This is a genomic window from Arthrobacter sp. SIMBA_036, assembly GCF_046535135.1.
GTDB lineage: Bacteria > Actinomycetota > Actinomycetes > Actinomycetales > Micrococcaceae > Arthrobacter.
This window is the reverse complement of record NZ_JAWRXG010000015.1, coordinates 20,864-41,421: the sequence shown is the minus strand read 5'-3', so window position 1 is coordinate 41,421 and position 20,558 is coordinate 20,864. Positions and strand designations below refer to the sequence as shown.

Genomic DNA, 20,558 nt, shown 5'->3' with positions numbered 1-20,558 from the left:
TATACAACGTACTTGACCAAGCTGATTGCTCTTCCAGTGGTGGAGAGGGCCTCCCTAATTATTACCCGTGCTCTTGACCAAGTCACCAAGGGCATGCAGGTCATGGACGACCATCTCGAGCATGGCCCTTCGGTCGAGTGCCCTGTCGCGGGAGCGTTTTCCCGATCGCGGCCGTTGGATGGACGACTTCCACGGGCCCGCAGGTGCCGATTGTGCTCGCCGAATGGAGCGGTGTCCTGTCAGCTCTTCCAACGGGTCAAAGAAGAGAGGCATGTATTGGGTGTCGGGTTCGGCTACGGCCGGAGGGCTTGCAGCTTCCTCGTTACTCTTCACTGCATTTCACCGCTTGGTGGACACTGGTCGAGTAGCTCGGCCAAATGCAGGCTCTTGCGATTCGGCTCAAGCTGTTTGACCTGCATGGCGCAGCTGAAGCCGTCGGCAAGGACGGGGACGTCGACGGCTGTTTGGGCCAGGGCGGGAGCCAGGGCTTGCTCGGCGACCTTCATGGAGATGTCGTAGTGGTTGGCTTCGAAGCCGAAGTTCCCCGCGACTCCGCAGCAACCGGTGGCTTCGTTGACGTTGGCGACGCCGAGGGCGGCCAGGGCCTTGCGTTGGACGGTTGCCCCGAAGGTGGAGTATTCGTGGCAGTGGGTCTGCACAGTGACGTCCGTTGGCACGACAGGTGGCGTCCAGCCGCCGTCGACCCAGTCCTTGACGGCCTCGGCGAAGCTGCGGATCCTGCGGGAGACGCGTTCGGCTGCTTCGGTGCCGAGCAGTTCGGGTGCGTCTTTTTTCAACGCCGCCGCGCAGCTCGGTTCGATGACTACGATTGGTGTGTCGGTGCCGTCGTCGAGCTTTGCAATCGCTTTGCCCATGAGTTTCTTGGCGGTGTCCAACTGGCCGGTGGAAATCCAGGTCAGGCCGCAGCACGCATCGGATTGGCAGCCAACGGTGCGTCCTGTGCTTTCCATGACCCGGGCGGCGGCCCCAGCTACTTCGGGCCTGAAGCCCTTGGTGAACGAGTCGACGAACAGGACAGCATCTGCCGAGACCGACCGGTTGGCGTAGGGTGCCAGCTCTTTGCGGAGCATGGCCCGAGAGGCAAACTTCGGCATCTTACGGTGCGTGGTCAGCCCCCCTGCGGCGGCCACGATCTTGCCCAGCGGGCTGGCAAGCACCATGTTCACGAGCGGGCTGATCAGCGTGGTCAGTTTCAGCCAGCGCGGCAACCATCCGAGGGAGAAGTGTGACATGGGGCGGAGCTTGCCCTCGTAGTAGTGAGAGAAGAACTCCGACTTGTACGTGGCCATGTCCACACCGGCGGGGCAGTCGTTGGAGCAGGCTTTGCAGGCCAGGCAGAGGTCCAGTGTTTCTCGGACGTCCTTTGACTTCCAGCCTTCGTCAATGCTTTTGGCACCGCGGACCATATCCTGCAGAGCACGGGACCGGCCGCGCGTTGAATCCTTTTCGTCCCCTGTGGCCCGGTAGCTGGGGCACATTACGCCGCCGGCGTCGGACCGGCATCTGCCTACGCCGATGCAGGACTGAACGGCATGAACCCACGGGTCAGCCCCGGCGGCCTCCGCTTCGACAGGACGGAGTTCAAAGTGGGTCCGCCACTCGCGGTCCGGGATCCCTTCGAGCGCGAGGTTGTCCTCGAAGGCATCGGGCTCGGTGATGGAGCCGGGGTTCAACAACCCGGCCGAATCCCACAGCTTCCGGTAGGTGCCGAACGCCGCGATCATTTCCGGTGAGTACATCACCGGCAACAGAGCCGACCGGGCGCGCCCGTCGCCGTGCTCGCCGGAGAGCGACCCGCCGTGCCGGACGACGAGTTCAGCGGCGGCCTGCGTAAACTTGCTGAACACGTTCCGGCCTTCGTCGCTACGCAGGTCGTAAGTGATGCGGATGTGCATGCAGCCGGCACCGAAGTGCCCGTACATAATGCCGGTCAGGCCGTATTCGTCCAGCAGTTCCCGGAAGTCAGCCAAGTACGCGGCAAGGTTTTTGGGTGCCACGGCGGAGTCTTCCCAGCCTGCCTGTGATTCCCCGCCGCCGGCTGGACGGGAGGACAAGCCAGCGCCATCTTCACGGACACGCCACAAAGTGGCCCGCTCGGTGGTGTCCGCGACCGCACGACCGTCCACGAGACGGCGGTTGGCTGCGAGCCGTTCGATGAGTCGATCCGCTTCGGCAGCCACGTCTTCGGGGTTGTCACCATCCAGGTCCACGTACAGAAAGGCTTTGCCTTCGGGCAGGCCGAGCACGGAGTCGGGACCGCGGCGCATCCGCATGGTGTCCACGATCGCCTCGTCAATGCCCTCGACGGCGGCGGGAGAGAATTCAAGGATGGTTTCGATGTCCTTCGCGGCGTCCACGACGTCGGCATAGCCGAGGCACACAAGGAGCGCGCTGGGCGCTTTAGGAACGAGCTTCATGCTGGCCCTGACGACGACCGCGCAAGTGCCCTCGGTTCCCACCAAGGCCCGGGCCACGTTGAATCCATTCTCGGGCAGGAGATTCCCTAGATGGTAGCCGGAGACCTGGCGCTGGATACGTCCAAGCTCAACCCTGAAGCTTGCCAGGTTGTCCTGGGCGAGCTGCTTAAGGTCCTCCCCCAACTCAAAGGCGCGGGAGACCGAGAATGCGTCGGTTGGGTCAGTCGCTCGTAGACCGGTCGGTGTGGCGGTTAGCTGTGCACCGTCGGAAGTGACGACGTCGATCTCCAGCACGTGATCAGAGGTGCGGCCGTACCGTACGGAGTGATTACCGCACGCGTCGTTCCCAAGCGAGCCGCCGATGGTGGCGCGGTTCTTTGAGGAAGGATCCGGCGCGAACGTGAACCTCCCGCCAGTGACCCTCTCGGTCTCAAGCGTGAGATGGGACAGGACGACGCCGGGCTCGACGTCGGCGGTTTTTGTAGCCTCGTCGACGCTGATGATGCGGTTCATGTATCGGGAGAAGTCCAGAACAATGCCCGGGCCGATGGCGTTACCAGCCATGGATGTCCCACCGCCACGACTGACCACCGGCGTGCCGGTTTCGCGACATACTGCCATGGTCGTAACGACGTCCTGGACGCTTCGCGGGAAGACCACGGCAACAGGCGGAACCCGGTAGTTGGACGCGTCATAGGAATATGCGGCAATGCGGTGGCCCGATTTCTCGGCCAGTACGCCTGCCGCTTCCAGCCGGGCAAGAACCGGTGCATGGCCCGGAGTGGAGAGGACGTCTTGAGTCATAGCGTTATCAGGCTCCAGTTTCGGTCCCGACAAAGATTGGCACGCACGTCGGGATATGCAGTAGTGAGAAATACGTTTGCTGGCAAACCCAACAACCACCTCACGCAAACTCTGGTGAAAGTCTTGGCAGAGGGTCGGCGAAGGTGTTTCAAGGCTGAGCCCTGGTGTCCTTCGTCATCTGTTGCCGCCGGCGATGAAACTCTTCTATCTCATCAAGCTGAAGGCACACCGAATCGATGGGCCGTTTCACCGAAAGCACTTCCTCGGTGGTACGCGCTTCTACAAGCTCATCGAGAATCGCAAGCGTTGGGGGCAGCAGCTTAAGCCTTCCGGCCGCTTCGTCTTGGAGGAGCTTTCGAACGGATATCCACTCCGAAGACGTTGCCTCCGTCGTGACATGCCTCGGCTCCACTTTCGGCGCTACGGCAGTGACAAAAAAGAACGTATCGAAACGTTTGGGAAAGCCCTCGGGTGTGATCCAGTTTGCCCAAGGAACCAGGGCTGTAGGCTGGAGGACAACGTCGCATTCTTCTGCAACTTCGCGGATGGCGGCAGCTAGAAGGCGGGCGGCAGCTTGGCGCGCGAACGATGCTTCGGTTCCAACGCTGGTCCGGCTCCACGCCCCTGCCTGTGAATCCAAGAGCGTTATGTTGGGCGCCGATAGTGAGGAGTCGACAGCGTCTACCCTGCCTCCTGGGAATGCAACAACGCCGGCAGCAAAATCCATAGTGAGTGCCCTGCGTTGGACGAACACTTCAACTCCGTTAACTGAATCCCGCATCAGGACCACGCTTACGGCTAGCCGTGGAGCCGGGAGTACCGTTGCGTCCATCTCCTCGTACGGGGTGCTGCTCATCGCTTCCTCCGTCCTCATGGCGTGTAAGCCGCCGACCGATACAGCAACACAACCCAGAATCCCTGTTGGCAGACTTCGCCTCGCTGATTAAGTACGTGAAGCCTCGTTTTCACGATGCCCCGGTCCGGCTTGGTCGCAGAAGGCCGCAGCTCTACTACTTCTTCCCGTACGGCAATCGTGTCGCCGATGCGCACAGGTGCGACGAGGTTCCACTCATGAATGCCCAGAAATGCTATGGCCGAACGGTCCTTCCATCCCATTGCCATTTCCAGGCCAAAAGCGACCGCAAGTGTCCCCGGACCGTGGAAAATCCTTTCCCCGAACTGGGTGCCACGCGCGTATTCCTGGTTGGTGTGCAGGGGGTGCATGTCTCCGGACCAAGTGGCGAAGGTGACCAGGTCCGTCTCTGTAATCGTTCGCCCTTGAGACGACCATGAGTCTCCGGGTTGGAGATCTTCAAAGAATCGAGTCGCTGAAGGGATCAAGCGATTTCCGGCTCCCGCAGTCATCTTTGCTCCTGTTCGGTAACCACTAGGACCCGGAAGGGCCCCAGCCGGCTTCGAGTCGGTCCGCGTCAAAATCCCGGCCAGTGGTCCCCTCATAGGATGCTGAGTCTCGAGGGACGATTCGGATTGGCTTCCCTGAGGAGAGTTCCTCAGATACGTGGGCGATAACGCCAGGGAGAGTTGACAGCAGGGCAACTCCGGTGCCTTCTTCGGGCGTGAAGCCCAGACCCAGCAGTATCGCGGCCATAACACCAACGTCGTTTATCGGGATGTCCGATTTACCTGGGAGCTTGGTGAAGGCCTTATGCACTGCCTCGTACACTTCAGCTGTCTGATCCCACAGGCCTTCCTGCAGGGCAATCGACCTGAGCCGTTCAGCCCGAGGATCAACAACCTTGAAGATAGGGTGCCCCAAGCCTGGGATGCGTTCTTTCGCTGCACGCATGCGGTTTACCTTTTCCTCGGCGAAAGCTTCGAGTGAGAGGCCAGATCCGAGAAACTCTGCGTGAGTAGCACGGATGAAGCGTCCGCTGTCCTCAGTCGCCAGGGTGTGCTTCCCGACAGACAAACAGGCGGCCGACATGCCGATGGCCATGCTCGGGTTGGCGGAGACAGCAAACCGCGCGGCCACTGTCCCGGGCTTTTCAAGACCATAATCCAGGATTCCGCTGAGGACTGCGTCCAATGCCCGGATCTCATGGTCCGAGGGGATCCGTCCACGGATCACGAGAAATATGGCTGCCGTGAAGGGGATCTGCCCGATCAGGTCCTCAAGGTCATAGCCGCGAACATACACATTAGTATCAGTGACTTGGCTGACAGAGGACGACCAATAAGCCCCGGACTGGTCTGCAGTATCCTTTTGCAATGTTTCTCCCAAACCGTCATGTGTTTCAAATGGGCCTGCGGTGCTAGGCAAGTTGACGAGCCAAGCTCCCAAGTGTGTCGGCCATGTCATTGAACTTTAGAATCCAGAGAACCATCCCGGCATTGGAGATTTTCTGAAGCCGTAGCGTCCAGGCGTAGAAATTACCGAGGCATCTGCGCAGCAGGCCGCTCAGCGACGTGTTTGGCGCCGGGTCCCCCAGCGCACGGTCAGCTGGAGGACCCGGGGTAGGGCCGGCATAGCCGCTGCGCCGCCAGGCTTCTTATCCGGGCGCCTCGGCTCACCGAAATCTTATGGCTGATCTGCGTAGTCATCGGATTCCAGAGATCAATCAATTAGCGAGATCTGCTGAGACTAGAACGAGGAGACCGGTTCCGTCGCCGGAATTGTTTCAACGGCAAGCACCCAACCCTGGTCAAAGTACAAAAGCCGGCCGGCCGGGTCCAGCCGCATCCATCACTTACGAGTCCTAGAGTGGCCGGCACGGATACCGAGCCTCCGGCCCGGCTCCTGTAGCTTCCACGACATCGCCAGCAAAAAGCCGTGAAGATGACAGTTTCACTCGGAAGATCCCCAACGTAGTTTGTAGGGCATGGGAAGCAAAAGCGTAATTATCACCGGATCCGGCTCCGGCATTGGCCGGGCCATTGCCCAAGCATTCGTCGAAGCAGACTACGAAGTCTATGCGAGTGACCTTTCAGAACAACGTCTGGCGGAGACCCGGCAAGAACTCGGTTCTCCGGACTCACTCCACACAAGAGTCGTAGATGTCAGCGACTATCACTCGGTGTCTGCTTTGGTGGACGAGGTTGTGGAGAAGACTGGGAAACTGGATGTCATGGTCAACAGCGCGGGAGTCTTCGACGGCTACGCCGACGTGCTCGAGACTACGCCGGAGTTGTGGGCCAAGATCATCGGAGTCAACCTGACAGGGACGTTCTACGGCTGCCGTGCAGCAGCTCAGGTAATGACGAAGCAGAACTCCGGCCGCATCATTACGATCGGCTCTGTCGCCGGCCAAAGGGGTGCAGCAGACGGTATCTCCTACGTCACATCCAAGGCAGGTATTGAAGGACTGACCCGTCGTCTCGCCATCGACGTTGCCCCGCACGGGGTAACCGCTAACGTAGTCGCCCCGGGAGTCATCAAGACAAACCTTCGTGCGACTTCCGAGGAGATTTTGGGGGATCTCGTTTCAACACAGCAGCGCGGCATCGGGGTTTCGCCCGAAATCATGGACTTCCTCATCCCGGCAAAACGCTCGGGCGAACCCTCCGAGGTGGCGAGTGTAGTGCTGTTCCTCGCATCCGACGCTGCTGGCTATGTGAACGGGCAAACCATCCAGGTCGATGGCGGCTGGAACGCAACGTAGTCCTGCCGAGTACACGGCCTTGTAGCAACAGAAACCCCACCCACTCCCCCGCTGGGGGGCCAACATGAACTATCCGGAAGCCAGGATGATCCTGGGCTTCGATGTGAAAGGTGTATAAGTGATCAAGACAGCATTGACAGAAGCCCTGGGCCTACAATATCCCGTCTGCTCTGCCGGCATGGCCCGGGTGGCGCAGGCCGAACTCGTGACCGCAGTCAGTAATGCCGGCGGCCTGGGATGCCTGGGCGGTGTCAGCTTCATGCCGGATGAGCTTCGCGCCGAAATCAAAAAAATTGAAGCCGGAACCGACAAACCGTACGCAGTGAACCTTCTGTTGCCGGATTCGTTGACGTCTGAGGATGAGGCACAGTGGGCTCCCGTACGCGAGCTGTGGCAGTCGCTCTCCGGGGCTGACCAGAAGAAACTGGCAGGTGTCGAGGCCATGCTCACACCAGGTGCCGTAGCAGACCAGGTACAGATCGTCCTGGATGCTGCACCTTCAGCAGTCGTTTTGACATTCGCTACGCCTGACTGGTTCATCAAAGAGTGTAAGGACCGCGGAATCACCGTCTTCTCGCTCGTCGGTTCCGTCGGCAAGGCCCTGGAAGCCAGCGCTGCGGGCGTCGATTTCATTGTCGCTCAAGGAACCGAAGCCGGCGGCCACACCGGATACGCGTCCACCATGACCCTCGTCCCGGCCGTTATCGATGTAGTGGATCAGCCAGTCCTTGCCGCTGGCGGCATTGCGGATGGACGTGGCCTCGCCGCTTCGCTCGCCTTGGGCGCTGCAGGAGTCTGGGTGGGAACGCGTTTCATCGCCAGCCCCGAAGCGTATGGGCACGACAATTTCAAGAAGCGAGTAGTGGAAGGATCCTTCAAGGACAGCACCATCACCTACTCATACAGCGGTAAGCGTATGCGTGCATTCGAGAACAAATGGACCTCCGAATGGGAGTCTTCGGACAAGAAACCCGCAGGCTTCCCCGGACAGTACGCTGTTGCCGGCACGCGTGTAGAAACCGGATACCAGGACGGTGACATGGACTTCGGGATGATGCCCGTAGGCCAGACCATGCAGCTTGTTCACGAAATTCTGCCTGCCGGCGAGATCGTCGAGAACATGGCATCAGAAGCAGAAAAAATTCTTCGTCAACTTGCGGCCGGACAGTAACAAGCATCGACCAAGTCAAAGCCAAGAGGCCCGTTGAGTTCGACCAAATCGGCTCAACGGGCCAATTGGAATCATCTAGGTATTAAATGAAAGTAGAGCGGATATGAATACATCGTCGCCGGAGCTAACGGATTGTGTCTCTGCGCTGCAAAGCATTGCCGATCAGTACCCCGAGAAAACAGCGATTGTCGACGGCGACACGTCCATCAGTTACAAGGATCTCCAGACATCCATCGAGCACCGCTCAGCAGTACTACTAGCGGCCGGGCTCAAGCCGGGTTATCGGGTAGCCCTTGTAGCAGAAAGCTCAGCTGAGTATCTTTCCACCGCGCTGGCGGTATGGCGCAGTGGCGGCGTACTGGTCACGGTTTATCCTTCTTCAGGTCCAGAGGACTTGGAATACGCGATTGCCACGTGTGACCCCGCCCTGATAATCATGTCCGAAAGCGTAAATTCTGCGCACTTCACTGCTGCTGCACAAAATGCGCCCATCGTCGATATCATTGACTTCAACATCACCAGTGTTCGGCACGACGCCCTACCGAACCCCGAGGGCCTTCGCGAACCGCTGTCCATGATCTGCTTCTCGTCAGGCACCACAAGCCGACCGAAAGCAATCATGCTTTCGGCCACAGCCATATATAACTGCGCGGACACCTATGGCGAAGTTTGGCATCTTTCCCCCGAAGACAAGGCAATAATCTGCCTGCCGATGGCATGGCTCTATGGGCTTGCCAGCACTTCCCTGGCGGTCCTGCTCCGCGGCGGCACTGTTGTTGTAGTCCGCAGGGCCCGTCCGGACATGATAGCTCCGGCCATTGAGGAGCATTCCGCCACATTCCTGGCGGGCGTGACGGCGACTTTCGGAAAGCTGGCCCAGTACGCCGAACTCCTAGCAGGGGATCGCCCGGCTTTCCCATCACTTCGGCTGTGCATCTCCGGCGGAGAGCCCAGGAACGAAGCCGCATTCAGCCGCTGGGAGGCCCAGACTGGACTACCCGTCCTGGATGCGTATTGCGCCTCCGAATGCCTGCCCCTGGTGACTTACGACCCCATCGCAAACCCAACTCCCCAGCCCGGCTCCGCAGGCAAGCTTGTGCCGCGGTCCAAGCTAAAAGTTCTCGACGCCGACGGCGCGGAAGTTCCAGCCGGACAGGTGGGGGAAGCGTACTCCACTGGACCGGGGCTGATGCTCGGTTACTGGCGCGACGAAGAACAAACACGGACGGTCATTACTGATGACGGCTGGTACCGCACAAAAGACCTTGTTCGGGTGGACGAGGATGGTTTCGTCTACGTCGTTGGGCGGCTCTCAGATGTCATCATCCGCGGTGGAACTAACATCTCGCCGGCAGAAGTTGAGCGAGTACTTCAGCAGCATGCCTCTGTTGGCGAAGTGGCCGTCGTTGGACTTCCCGACGACGTTTACGGCCAGCGCGTGGTAGCCGCCGTCGTCCCCAGGGGCCCGGCGCCTCTTGACGAAGCCGAACTGAAGGCATTTGCCGCGGCCCGCCTGTCGTCCTACAAGATCCCCAACGAATTCATCGCCGTCGACTCCCTCCCCGTGAATTCGACAACCGGCAAAATCAACAGGCGGGACGTGGCCACGCTGTTGACAACGGAACAGAGCCAGGGCCGGGCATAAGGGCCAGCTTGATACGCCGATAATTCGTTATTCGGCACCCTCATACGTGTTGCATCAAGACGAAGTTAGGACATGACAATATGAACCTCGACAAGGCCGGCGTGGTCGTTGTAGGCGGCGGAATAGTGGGCGTATCAACTGCCTATTTTCTTGCTTCAAAAGGGCACGATGTTGTGCTTCTCGAGCAGCGGGAACTTGGTCACGGAGCTTCCGGGCGAAATCTCGGATTCCTTCACATGCAGAACCGCCACGGAGACTACGCCGTAGAACTGACCCGTGCGGGCAGGGCCCTTTACGACGACTTTGCAAATATCCTCGGGCCGTCTTTCGAATATAGAAGCAACGGCGCCATGACGTTTTTCTACACGGATGACCAGCGCAGGGTCTACAAGGAATTTGTGGAAGCCCGGATCGCTGATGGCTTCAAAGCCGAGCTCCTGGACGACCAGGCCGCTCACGAAGCCGCTCCGATATTGCCGCCCGATGTTCTTGGAGCAACATTCAGCCCGGAAGATGGCCAGATTCGGACACCGAAGTTTGTGCGCGCCCTGGCGCAGGAATGCCGAAGGCTTGGAGTACGAATCCATGAAAACACACCGGTCCTCGGACTACTGAGGAATGGCTCGAAGGTAGTCGGCGTACGAACTGTCGGCGGCAATGTTTCAGCGGACAAGGTCGTATGGGCAGGTGGTGTCTGGTCTACGATGCTCGAATCAGAGGGCGTAACGGTACCGATCAAGCCACACAGACTGGGTGCTCTCCTTCTGGCTCCGGTAGAGGAAAAGCTCGATAAAATCCTGAACGGTCCGCTTGCGGCAAAACAATACGCCCACATACGGAATCTCCCCAGTTACAGGGACGAGTACTTCACTTCCCCTTCAGAGGACCAGTCAACTGGTCTCGAGCACATGGAGTGTGTGGCCAAGACCGAGGACGGGAACCTATTCATAGGCTGCCCGATGGACTATCCCGACCAACTCGATGACAGGATGCCTGCCGCCGGCCTCAAGCTGGCCATCGATTCATTGCTTACAACTTTCCCTAACTACAGGTCCCTCGGTATCGAACGTGCATGGGCCGGCCTCGTCCCCGCCACCGCTGACTCCCTCCCGATCGTTGACGAGGTGGAGGAACTTCCCGGGCTGGTTCTGGCCACCGGGCACGTCTACGGCAACTTGGCCGGCCCGATCACGGGAAAGCTGGTAGCCGAACTGATCTCAGGCGACCGCCTCAGCCACTCCCTCGACGAACTCTCCCTCTACCGGCCGTCCCTGACCGCCCCAGTAGACGGAGTCATTCGCTATTAGCTCCGGTACCTACCCCGCCACAAGAGCACCAGAAACCAAACGGAAGTGAAACAACATTGACTACTCACCTACTCGGCACGACCAATGAGTCAGCCGTGCGCTATCTGGAAGAGCTGGATCTTGGACAGCAGTGGACCTCAGCGGGACGAACCGTCACAGAATTCGATGTCGTAACCTTCGCCACATGGTCCGGCGACATGCACCCGCTCCACACCAACGAGGAGTATGCCAAAACGACAGAATTCGGCACCAGGGTGTTCCATGGTCCCGGCGCACTTTCACTCGCCTTTGGGCTGGAAATGGCGCTGGGATGGAAGAACGGCTCAGCGATAGCCTTTCTGGGGATCGACAACTGGAACCTCCGTGCCCCGATCTTTATTGGCGACACCATCAGTGTTCGCGAAGAAGTGATTGGCATCAAGCCGTCTGCCAGCAAGCCCGACCGGGGTGTTGTGACTACTCGGGTTCAGATTCTGAACCAGGACGGCGTGATCTGCCAGGAAGGCGACTGGATCGTCCTTCTTTCCCGTCGCCCGGTCTAGGTGGCCTCATACTCCATAAAGTTCGTCAAGGTGATCTCCTTGCGTGAAATAGAAAGGTGCTCGTAGTGCCTCTTCATTTACCAGAAGGCAAACGGCTTGCTGTTTCGCTAAGCCCCGATTTTGATGCCCAGAGCGTATGGCTGGGCACTTTTCGCTCAACCTCCCAATCCTTGATGTCCAGAGGAGAATTTGGTGCCGAAGTCGGTGCACCACGACTTCTCGACGCCTTCCGCCGCTACGGAATCACTACGACTTGGTGCGTGCCTACACACACGATGCAGACATTCCCGGGCTCTGTGGACGCGATTGTGGCGGCCGGCCATGAGATTGGTGCACACGGGGTCTACCACGAATATGTGCCTGCACTCGAACGAGCCGAGGAAGAACGTCTGCTGGAATTGCAAATAGCCCAGCATGAAAAGCTCCTGGGTCAACGTCCTCAGGGATACCGCTCACCGGCACTGGACGTTACCGACAACACCCTCGACCTCCTTGCCCAATTCGAGTTCGACTGGGACTCGTCCCTGATGGGCAGGGACTTCGAGCCATACCGGCCGCGGATGGTAGTCGGCGTTAGCGAAGAAGAGGGAAACACCTTCGGCCCGGAGAGCAGTGTACTCGAGCTCCCCGTGTCTTGGTTCCTCGACGATTTCCCCGAACTCGAGTCTTTCAAGGGAAGCCCGCTCATGCAGAGCAACGAGACCGTTTTGGCTCGTTGGATTGACAGTTTCAATTTCGCCTATGAGCGCTGTGCAGGTGGCGCGATGACATGGACATTACACCCGCAGACGATTGGGCGCGCGCACAACCTTGTCATGCTGGAGAAGTTCCTCGACCACGTCACTTCATTTGACGATGTATGGTTTCCAACGCTCTCGGAGCTCTTCAAGTGCTGGCGAGACGACACGACGCCGCGAGTGTCGTCCTCCCCTATTTCCTCACCCACTCAGAATGACTTCACCCCGCTAGATAGGATGCGCCCGTGATCAGAATGCTCCTTATAGGTCCCCCCGGGGCTGGCAAAGGTACGCAAGCAACGTACATTGCCGAGAGGTTCGGGATCGTCAGCATTTCAACCGGAGATATCTTCCGCGAAAATGTCAAAAATGAAACACGCCTGGGTCAAGCCGCTAAATCATATCTGGATGCAGGGCAATTTGTACCCGATTCGGTGACGAACGCAATGATTCGTGAGCGCCTGGAACAGAGCGACGCAGACAAGGGATTTCTGTTGGATGGATATCCCCGCACTCTAGTTCAGGTTGATTATCTCGACGAAATCCTGGCAGCCAAGGGTTACGAACTTGACCTCGTAGTGCAGCTCACTGCTGACACTGAGGAACTGGTACAGCGCTTACTCCTGCGGGCTGACCGCGAAAACCGCTCGGATGATACCGCCGAAGTCATCAGAAGCAGGATGGAACTGTATTTCACCCAGACAACCGCTGTTACCTCCCGCTACAACGAGCGCGGCATCCTGACGGAGGTGGAGGGGATCGGCAGTATTCCGGAAGTAACCAGTAGGGTTTCAACCGCTCTCGACCTTACGCTCGGATCGTCATCAAGGCAGACCACCACTTTGGGGGCCGGTGTCGGGGTCTAGCGGATGATGCCCCTCTAAGTACCACGCTACCCATATGAATTACGGTGCTGCTCCCACGCTCCAATCGGGCCGGACCTTCTCCACGATAAATGCTGGAATTGGTCCGGCCTCAGTCGTGAGCCGCGACATTGAAGGTGTGTGGCAATGCCGCTATGCGGAACCCAAGTCATGATCCCTGGTCATCGCTTCCTGGAGGGGTCCCCAACCCGTCGCGCCGTCGAAGCATGGACGAAAGTACTCGTTTGGCACTAAGTGTGTCACCGCTTGAATCGTCTTCACCACGTCCAAGCTCTTGGTTCACCCCCAGCGTTTATCGTGCAGGTGCCCGGACAACGCCAGCTCTTTCGCCGTATGGCCTCGAGTAGGGCAGGACATCGTTTGCTTCCACGTCCGATGGCCGAAGGCTACGTCCAGCATCGCCCGACGATTTGGGGCGCGGTTGCTGAATTCGACCTAGCTCAAGGGCTGTAAGAGCCAAGAAGACGGAAGACACGGCACCCGGTTCCCTCAAATTGATACCCAGAATCTCTTCTGCCTTAGCTATCCGGTAACGCAATGAGTTGTGGTGGATTTCCAAATAGTCGGCCGCGGCGTTGATGTTCTGAGCATGTTCGAAGTACGTCTGAAGACCCTCAACAAGCAGTTCCCGTCCCTCCAAGGGTTTCAGGAACTCTTGGGCCCATTTGATCATCTTGTCGAAACCCACGTCGGCAAAAAGCCTCGTTGCGTAGTTGAAGTCTTCGTAGGCCATCACCTTTGGGCCCCGAGAATTACGTCGAAGGGTCCGAACCGCCAGCTGGGCGTCCTGATAAGAGTCCAGGATGTCTCCCAACGCGTGAACACTGCGGCCCACTCCTACGAGGGCTCCAGGGAGATTGGAATCTTCAGCCACGATCACGCGCCGGAAGGCCTGAACATTGCACTGGGCAGCTATTATTATTGTCTTGTCTTTGGCGGTCATCAGGTAGGCGATGGACTGCGCCTCAAGAGCCTTGCCCAACATCTCCAACAGATCCTCAGTAGCCGGCAACGACCGAGATGCCACCGTAGGTCGGATCGGCCTATAAACAATAGTGCGCAACTCCTCGTCAAAAGACAGGCCGAAGGCCGCGATTCGGGCCGCAAGTTCGGGATTGTGAGGCTCGCGGCGCAAGGCCAGCGCCTCCTCAAGCACGGCAGTGCGTATGGCCCGTTCTTGCTGTCTGGCTGCCACTGCCATCCGCTGGCTGGCCTCCACCAAGGTTGCTGCGACGTGAGTTGCGGAGGTTGAATGGCTATCCGGAAAATTCGGCCGCCGAGCTGCGACGACGAGCCATCCAAAATGAGAGTCAGCCTCGTCGGGAGCCGAAATTCTGGCTGCCACCCCACGCCATCCGTCCACGTCCACATTCTGGGAATCTGCCGCAGTGCGGCCGATCTCTTCAAACAGAAGCGACATAGGGGTGGGACCGGTTGCATGGACAGTCTTGCCGAACCTGTCGATCAGGACAGCGTTGGCGTTACATACGTGCGCCAAGCGGGATAGTAGCGCCGCTATCGGTTCGGTTTCAGTCATCGCCTGACTGAGTGCTCTCTGCAGGGAGGCTAATCGGCGGGAAACGGATTCCTCCGGCATCTGCATCGACCGCGAAAACGACATCACGACTGAAGCAACGTTCAGGGCTGGATCAACAGCGATGACAATGTGCTGCTCCCCTAAGGCTTTGATACCTTCCGAGAGGGATGGCTCTTCGGCCGTGACAAAGATTACGCGGCCGGGGCCATCTAGGCGGCCCGCAACCAAGTCTGTGAAGCTCTCTTCACCTGGACATATCACAACCACATCCAAGTCGGCGGGCAAGTCCTCCGGCTTCAGCAATACCACAGCGCCGCGTACCTGCCTCGACTGTTGGGAGGCATCCCCCGCGACAAGCTTCGCTGCAGGACCCAAGTCCGCTAGAACAGCTCCAAGTGGCATGGAGTTCGAATCATCTATCATAAGGAACTCTTTCAGGAAGAGACCGGGATCGGCGGCTGGGCTCGCCCACCGCTTTCGCCCAGACTAGACCAGAAATTTAGCCATCCACCTGTAAGAATTCTAACGCTGTTCGGCAAAAGTTGGACAAGAAACAATTACAACAGTGCCGGTGGCCTCCTAACGTCACGGGTAGAGACTCGAATACCATACAGCTGTCATATGCAGCCCATTGCGTCATCTGACGTGCAGGTCATGCTGCATGGACTTGGCCTCCCGAGTTTTTGCGTCAAGGACTTCTCATCCTGCTATCGGATTCGTCTATCTGGAAGACTAACCAAGAGGGCACAGGACAGCCCAAGGAAGAAGGTATCTTGCCATGAGCGCTGACACACTTGCAACAGGTGACATTGTCGTCATAGGAGCAGGAATTGTGGGGCTTTGCACCGCTTGGGAGCTGCGCAAGCGGGGTTTCGACGTCGTCGTCGTAGAGCAGCGGTTCCCCACCTACGGCGCTTCCGGACGAAATCCGGGGTCGTTGTGGCTGCAGACCCGACGCACAGGAGATGAACTGTCACTCGCTAAAGCCGGCAGGGAAAAGTACCAGGAATACCTAAGCGATCTTGGCGACGTGTTCGACTACCGCAATCAAGGCGGCCTCTTTTTCTTCGAAAACGACGCACAGGGCAGGGTTCTTGAAGATTATGCCGCCAATCGGCGGGCAGCCGGACTGGACGCAACCATGATCAGTCGTGAAGAGGCTCAGAAGCACTCATCAATACTTCCGGAAAGCGCTCTGGGCGCTGTATTTTGCGCCGATGACGCCCAAATAGATGGTGTCCAGTTCGTCAACGCACTGGCTAGCGCCTGCGTTCGAGCCGGGATCCGCACGTTTGAAAATACGTCAGTCCTTTCGACACTGCGAAATGGCGAAACCGTCACGGGGGTCCGCACGGTTCGGGGCGAGATTCATGCATCAGGCGTGGTGTGGGCAACAGGCGCTTGGTCAACCAACCTCCGCGCCGAGGGGATCGATGTCCCAATCGGGACCGCCAGAGTCGGTCAGATGCTGACTCAGCCCATTGACAGGAGCTTGAACCCCATAATGCACGGCCCCCGGGGGGTCTACGGATGTGGTGCGCTCACTGACCTTCCAACCTACGACGCCGCGATATTTTCCCGCCCGAACGGCTCCAATCATGGACAGAGCGTGGACGGAGCGTCCGCCTCCTCGTTCGTCGACTATGATGACTCGATCGCCCAAAACCGGGGCGGGTCGATATTCATCGGCAACAGCTTTGACGGACGGGGTTCACTCAATCCGCACATCAGCATCAATGCCACCAACGCAATGGTGTCAACAACCTTGGACAGATACTCAAAGCTTGCTGAATACGGAGTTACGGGGCTTTGGGCAGGTCTGGGAAGCGAAACAAGTGACCACTTGCCCATCGTCGACCGGGCTGACGGCGCCTATGTCAATCTCGGTCACGCCTGGGGTATCGCAAGCGCGCCTATCTGCGGCCAGGTAATGGCGGAGGTCATAGCCGGGGAGGCGAGTGTCTTTGCTGGTGCATTAAAAATGAACCGGTCCGCCCTGAGAAGCTCTGCAGAGTAGGTTCCCGCTACTCGGTTCCGTGCCAATGCCTTGGCGGCCGGCTCGATGGTCCTGACTCTTGGACTGAGCACCAAAACGCTGACTATCCTTTCGGATTCCTCCTAGTGGTCAGCCTATCGAAGCTCCATTAGCGTCTATTGCATGAGTCGGCTGGCACGTGGATTGCCATAACAACGCCATGCGCCACTCTTTCTTCGACCTGCCGACCAACTCGTCCGCAACCGCGGGAAGAATACACGTGGAAGAATCGCCGACCAGGGACGGCCGACTTCGCAGACAGGAGATTCCTATGACCAAGGCGTCACTAAAGGTAGCCACCATTCAGTTCGAGCTTCGGCCTGAGAGGACCCTCCAGCAATATTTGGACCATGTGGAGGGGCTGGTAAAGCGCGCAGCGGAGCAGCAAGCCGAAGTCGTGCTTTTCCCCGAGCTGGCCAGCACAGGGCTCCTCGGAGCAGTCACCGATCATGAAGTCACAACCGACACAATCACAGCGGACTATTGGAAGTTCCTTCCGGAGTTCACGGATGACCTCGTTGAGAGCATGCGCAGGATGGCCCGGGATCACAACATCGTGGTGGCCGGCGGAAGTCATAACCGAGTCGCCGAGGATGGATCGCTGCGCAACACTGCATTTATCGCCCACCCGGACGGTCGGATAGAATCCCAGGACAAAATCCATCTCACGCCGCAGGAGCATGCCCTTGGGGCCCGTGGCGGCGATGAACTCCTGGTCACAAAGATCGGACCGTTTACTGTCGGCCTTCTGATCTGCGCGGACATTCAGTTCCCTGAGCTTTCACGTTACCTGGTCCACAAAGGCGTCGACCTTATCCTTTGCCCTTCCCTCACATGGAACCGACGGGGCATTCACCGAGTACGTACTGGCTGCCAGGCGCGTGCGATTGAGAACCAGCTGTACGTCGTGATGTCACCACTATTCGGTACAAGTGGCATTCCGACCGATTCTCCGATGTTCGCAGTTGGTAAGGCCCTTGTCGCCGGGCCTGTGGACAAGACAGTGGGAATCAACGACGGTATCTTGGCCACCACCACAACAGCCGACGAAGAGGTGCTGGTCGCAGACTTGGATCATGACCTTTTGGTCGCCTCACGGGCAAAACCTGAAGCACCCGGGCTGGCACTGCGGAGGCTGGATCTTTACGCCAAGCTGCAGGCAGAAATGGGAGCCTGATGCCGCTGTACCAGCATCGCGTGAGAAACCACGAGGTCGACTCGCAGGGGTTTCTCTTCAATAGCCGCTACCTCGAGGTCGCAGACGTGGCAATGACGGAGTTTTTCCGCAGCATTGGTTGGCCGTACCCGAAGCTGGTCGCTGAAGGGACGGATCCCTCGGTGGTCAGTGCAGTTCTTTTGTTCAAATCCCCCGCCTACTTCGACGACATTCTCGACGTTGACGTCAAGTGCCGAAACGTCGGGAATTCGAGCTTCAAGATCGACGTTTCGATTGCTCGTGGCGGGACGGAGGTGGCGACGGTCGAACTCGTCTACGTCAACGTCGATCCGGTTCAGGCTCGTTCCCGGCCACTTCCGGGCGCCGTCGCCGTGGCACTCCATGGCGCCCTGCAGGGCTAATTTAGGCTCTTGCTCTGTATTTCTCTGCTCTTTAGTCACTTTTATCAACACAGCACAGCCGGGCATTCCGTCTCAACACGACGAATTGCTCATCAAATCACGAACTACAGCGTTAGGAGCCCACCATGGCCATCTCTTTGATCCACAAACCCGCCTTTGATCCTGCCAACGTGAACGACTTTGGTCCGGCAAAAATCGAGCATCGAACGGCCGGCAGCGAGCTCCAGCAGCTCGGAACGTACATCATGACCTTCGAGGAGAACGGCTTCAGCGATCCCTGGACCGTCCAGTACGAGGAATCAATCTACGTCATCGAGGGCCAGGCCCGGCTGGTCATTATCGATGGGGAACAAAAGGAAACCCTGACAGGCGATGCCGACGAATTGCTTGTTCTTCCCAAAGGAACTACCGTCCAGTACAGTGCAACCCCCGGTACACGGCTCCTTCTTTCCATCAGCCCCGTCCACTGGCGTGCCGCAGGCGCTTAGGCTGAATCCCGACAATGGCGGATATATCCGAGTCCGGTTTGGCCGGGAACAATAGCGGACGGCCTCCCCGGGCTGGGACAGGATCGACCACTCCCTGGGGCCTGCTGGAAGAAGGGCACGACGTGGTTCTCGAACATGGCAATTACCGATTTGCTGGAAAAGTAGATGCCCTGACCATTGACCGCAATATCATCTGGGTTACGACAGATCTCGGGGAACGGCGGCTCTTTCATTCATCTGACGGTTATGAAGTGTTGCCGTAGCGTGGCTATTCAGCACAGGAGTGCGGCTCGGAGAAGGGTAACGCCTTGTTGAAGTCTTCAATGTCACGTGTCCGGCCTTCTTGCCGACGGTAGATTGCGTCGCTCAGGCTGTAGTCGAATTAAGGCCTCCATCCCATCAGGACGGTGGCCGCCTGCGGCTTTGTCGATAGTGTTCGTCAAAGAACCAGTCCAGGCGCCCAAGATGATTCACTGTCGCACGTCGAATTCGAAAGCACGAATGCACTTGCACGGCCTTCATCACCCTTTCCCGAGGCCACCGGCGTCCTTTTCGGGGCCCAAACTCGGTCGCGATCCCTCGAACGCGTCGTTCTCCGGCAAGACCAAAACCAGTCCCCGCCCGTGCTTCGCCCTCGCTGACCATCTCCACCGGCAGGGCACATCATTGAAACCGTCACCCACATTTGAGCTACCGTCACCGACATTTGAGCTACCGTCACCGACATTTGAGCTGGTGCGCCCACAAGCTGGCTGACATGCCATTGCCACCTGTTCCAAGATTCGCTTCGGGGTGCTGGTACCGCCTCCTACAAGCAGCACAATGACCGCCGTGCGTGTTTTTACCAAGTCCGGGTGGCGGCATCTGAGATGGGGCTGTTGGAAACATCGGAGGGCGGGATTCGGCCCCCCTGCCACTGCGGCGACGGTATTGTCCGGGCCGGAGAGTCGTACCCGAGTGCCGAAAAGAAGCCTCAACGCTATCCGCCTATCCTCAGCCCCAAGCGTGGCAGCAGATTAATTCGACAGAATGGCCTCCCCCGGCGGAAAGAAGGTAGCGATCTTCCAGATTATCGATGACCATTCACGTCTGGAGCAGGCTTCATTGGCCGCCACCGTGGCGACCAGCGCCTCTACGCTCGCCGTCGACTCCTAGGTCGTCCTTCGCCACGCGACGCCGGAAAAATCCCTTTCCGATAACGGTGGCCTTGAATCCACACGACGCCGGCGCACCGGTGCGCTGGTGGAGTTCCGCACCGCCAGAGGCATCTAACCGACCTCAGGCAAAGCAACAATTCGACCACAATAGGCAAGAACGAAGGATTTCCATCAGACCTTGCACCGATGCCTGCACCGCCAGGCCCTGGCCCCTTCAACTGCTGCCCTTCAACTGCAGGTCACTTATTTCGATCCCTACCGCGGAAAGCCACTTGCGACGCCAGGTGTCCACCAACTCATATGACTTGAGTACGACACCTATTAGGGCGCAAGACAGAACCTTGAGGACCGGGATCGCGTTGCCACGCGAGCCGTATTCGCATCAGAGATCATCAACAGAAAGCGGCGATGCGGAATCCTCGACGGTTCTCCGGACCCCAGCCCGGTCACTGATCGAGAGGCTTTCGTAATTGCGGGTCAAACCATTCGACGATGCTTGGGGCGTGTAGACAACCTTGCTCGCCCATATCCGTTGTAGTTGTGCAAGGGGATGTTCAGCTGATGAACGTCTCCGAGCTTTGACTGGCCTGCTGGCACTTGCAGCGCGCCGCGCCT

At 58.5% G+C, this 20,558-nt stretch carries 18 protein-coding genes; 12 read left to right on the top strand and 6 right to left on the bottom strand.

Going from position 1 to position 20,558, the window contains the following annotated elements; all coding sequences use genetic code 11:
- Window positions 1-54: 54 nt before the first annotated feature.
- From SB659_RS17725 to SB659_RS17705, 5 genes are all read right to left on the bottom strand, one after another.
- Complete coding sequence (locus SB659_RS17725; protein WP_410551311.1) at window positions 55-333, bottom strand: hypothetical protein; 279 nt, start codon at window positions 331-333, stop codon at window positions 55-57.
- Window positions 330-3,242, bottom strand: a complete 2,913-nt coding sequence (locus SB659_RS17720) for an FAD-binding and (Fe-S)-binding domain-containing protein (protein ID WP_410551310.1) — start codon at window positions 3,240-3,242, stop codon at window positions 330-332. The genes SB659_RS17725 and SB659_RS17720 overlap by 4 nt, the downstream gene beginning before the upstream one ends.
- Window positions 3,243-3,390: 148 nt before the next feature.
- Window positions 3,391-4,098, bottom strand: a complete 708-nt coding sequence (locus tag SB659_RS17715; protein WP_410551309.1) for an NUDIX hydrolase — start codon at window positions 4,096-4,098, stop codon at window positions 3,391-3,393.
- A gap of 14 nt (window positions 4,099-4,112) precedes the next feature.
- Window positions 4,113-4,607, bottom strand: coding sequence for a MaoC/PaaZ C-terminal domain-containing protein (locus tag SB659_RS17710; protein WP_410551308.1), 495 nt, complete (start codon window positions 4,605-4,607; stop codon window positions 4,113-4,115).
- A gap of 22 nt (window positions 4,608-4,629) precedes the next feature.
- Complete coding sequence (locus SB659_RS17705) at window positions 4,630-5,472, bottom strand: citryl-CoA lyase (protein WP_410551307.1); 843 nt, start codon at window positions 5,470-5,472, stop codon at window positions 4,630-4,632.
- Window positions 5,473-6,082: 610 nt separating this feature from the next.
- Here SB659_RS17705 and SB659_RS17700 point away from each other — a divergent pair.
- From SB659_RS17700 to SB659_RS17670, 7 genes are all read left to right on the top strand, one after another.
- Window positions 6,083-6,862: an SDR family NAD(P)-dependent oxidoreductase gene (locus SB659_RS17700; protein WP_410551306.1), complete on the top strand. Its 780-nt coding sequence runs from the start codon at window positions 6,083-6,085 to the stop codon at window positions 6,860-6,862.
- A gap of 118 nt (window positions 6,863-6,980) precedes the next feature.
- Window positions 6,981-8,033 (top strand): NAD(P)H-dependent flavin oxidoreductase, encoded by a 1,053-nt coding sequence (locus tag SB659_RS17695; RefSeq protein ID WP_410551305.1) that lies wholly within the window; start codon window positions 6,981-6,983, stop codon window positions 8,031-8,033.
- A 103-nt stretch (window positions 8,034-8,136) separates the two neighbouring features.
- The gene (locus SB659_RS17690; protein ID WP_410551304.1) at window positions 8,137-9,678 is read left to right on the top strand and encodes a class I adenylate-forming enzyme family protein; all 1,542 of its coding nucleotides are present in this window, start codon (window positions 8,137-8,139) and stop codon (window positions 9,676-9,678) included.
- Between the two features lie 80 nt (window positions 9,679-9,758).
- Window positions 9,759-10,985 carry an NAD(P)/FAD-dependent oxidoreductase gene (locus tag SB659_RS17685; protein ID WP_410551303.1) on the top strand — a complete coding sequence of 409 codons (1,227 nt, stop codon included), beginning with the start codon at window positions 9,759-9,761 and terminating at the stop codon, window positions 10,983-10,985.
- Window positions 10,986-11,041: 56 nt separating this feature from the next.
- A complete protein-coding gene (locus tag SB659_RS17680) occupies window positions 11,042-11,527 on the top strand; it encodes a MaoC/PaaZ C-terminal domain-containing protein (protein ID WP_410551302.1) in 486 nt (161 codons plus the stop codon).
- 65 nt (window positions 11,528-11,592) lie between these two features.
- Window positions 11,593-12,513, top strand: coding sequence for a polysaccharide deacetylase family protein (locus tag SB659_RS17675; RefSeq protein ID WP_410551301.1), 921 nt, complete (start codon window positions 11,593-11,595; stop codon window positions 12,511-12,513).
- A 5-nt stretch (window positions 12,514-12,518) separates the two neighbouring features.
- Window positions 12,519-13,130, top strand: a complete 612-nt coding sequence (locus tag SB659_RS17670) for an adenylate kinase (RefSeq protein ID WP_410551321.1) — start codon at window positions 12,519-12,521, stop codon at window positions 13,128-13,130.
- A 310-nt stretch (window positions 13,131-13,440) separates the two neighbouring features.
- Here the strand turns inward: SB659_RS17670 and SB659_RS17665 are convergent, their stop codons facing one another.
- Window positions 13,441-15,108 carry a PucR family transcriptional regulator gene (locus SB659_RS17665; protein WP_410551300.1) on the bottom strand — a complete coding sequence of 556 codons (1,668 nt, stop codon included), beginning with the start codon at window positions 15,106-15,108 and terminating at the stop codon, window positions 13,441-13,443.
- A 355-nt stretch (window positions 15,109-15,463) separates the two neighbouring features.
- On the opposite strand from SB659_RS17665, the gene SB659_RS17660 reads away from it, so the two are divergent.
- From SB659_RS17660 to SB659_RS17640, 5 genes are all read left to right on the top strand, one after another.
- A complete protein-coding gene (locus tag SB659_RS17660; protein ID WP_410551299.1) occupies window positions 15,464-16,702 on the top strand; it encodes an NAD(P)/FAD-dependent oxidoreductase in 1,239 nt (412 codons plus the stop codon).
- Between the two features lie 289 nt (window positions 16,703-16,991).
- Window positions 16,992-17,897, top strand: coding sequence for a nitrilase-related carbon-nitrogen hydrolase (locus SB659_RS17655; RefSeq protein ID WP_410551298.1), 906 nt, complete (start codon window positions 16,992-16,994; stop codon window positions 17,895-17,897).
- A gap of 20 nt (window positions 17,898-17,917) precedes the next feature.
- On the top strand, window positions 17,918-18,298 hold the full coding sequence (locus SB659_RS17650; protein ID WP_410551297.1) for an acyl-CoA thioesterase: 381 nt from the start codon (window positions 17,918-17,920) through the stop codon (window positions 18,296-18,298).
- 125 nt (window positions 18,299-18,423) lie between these two features.
- Window positions 18,424-18,786, top strand: a complete 363-nt coding sequence (locus tag SB659_RS17645; RefSeq protein ID WP_410551296.1) for a hypothetical protein — start codon at window positions 18,424-18,426, stop codon at window positions 18,784-18,786.
- Window positions 18,787-19,815: 1,029 nt separating this feature from the next.
- Window positions 19,816-19,941: a hypothetical protein gene (locus tag SB659_RS17640; protein WP_410551295.1), complete on the top strand. Its 126-nt coding sequence runs from the start codon at window positions 19,816-19,818 to the stop codon at window positions 19,939-19,941.
- The last annotated feature ends 617 nt before the right edge of the window (window positions 19,942-20,558 follow it).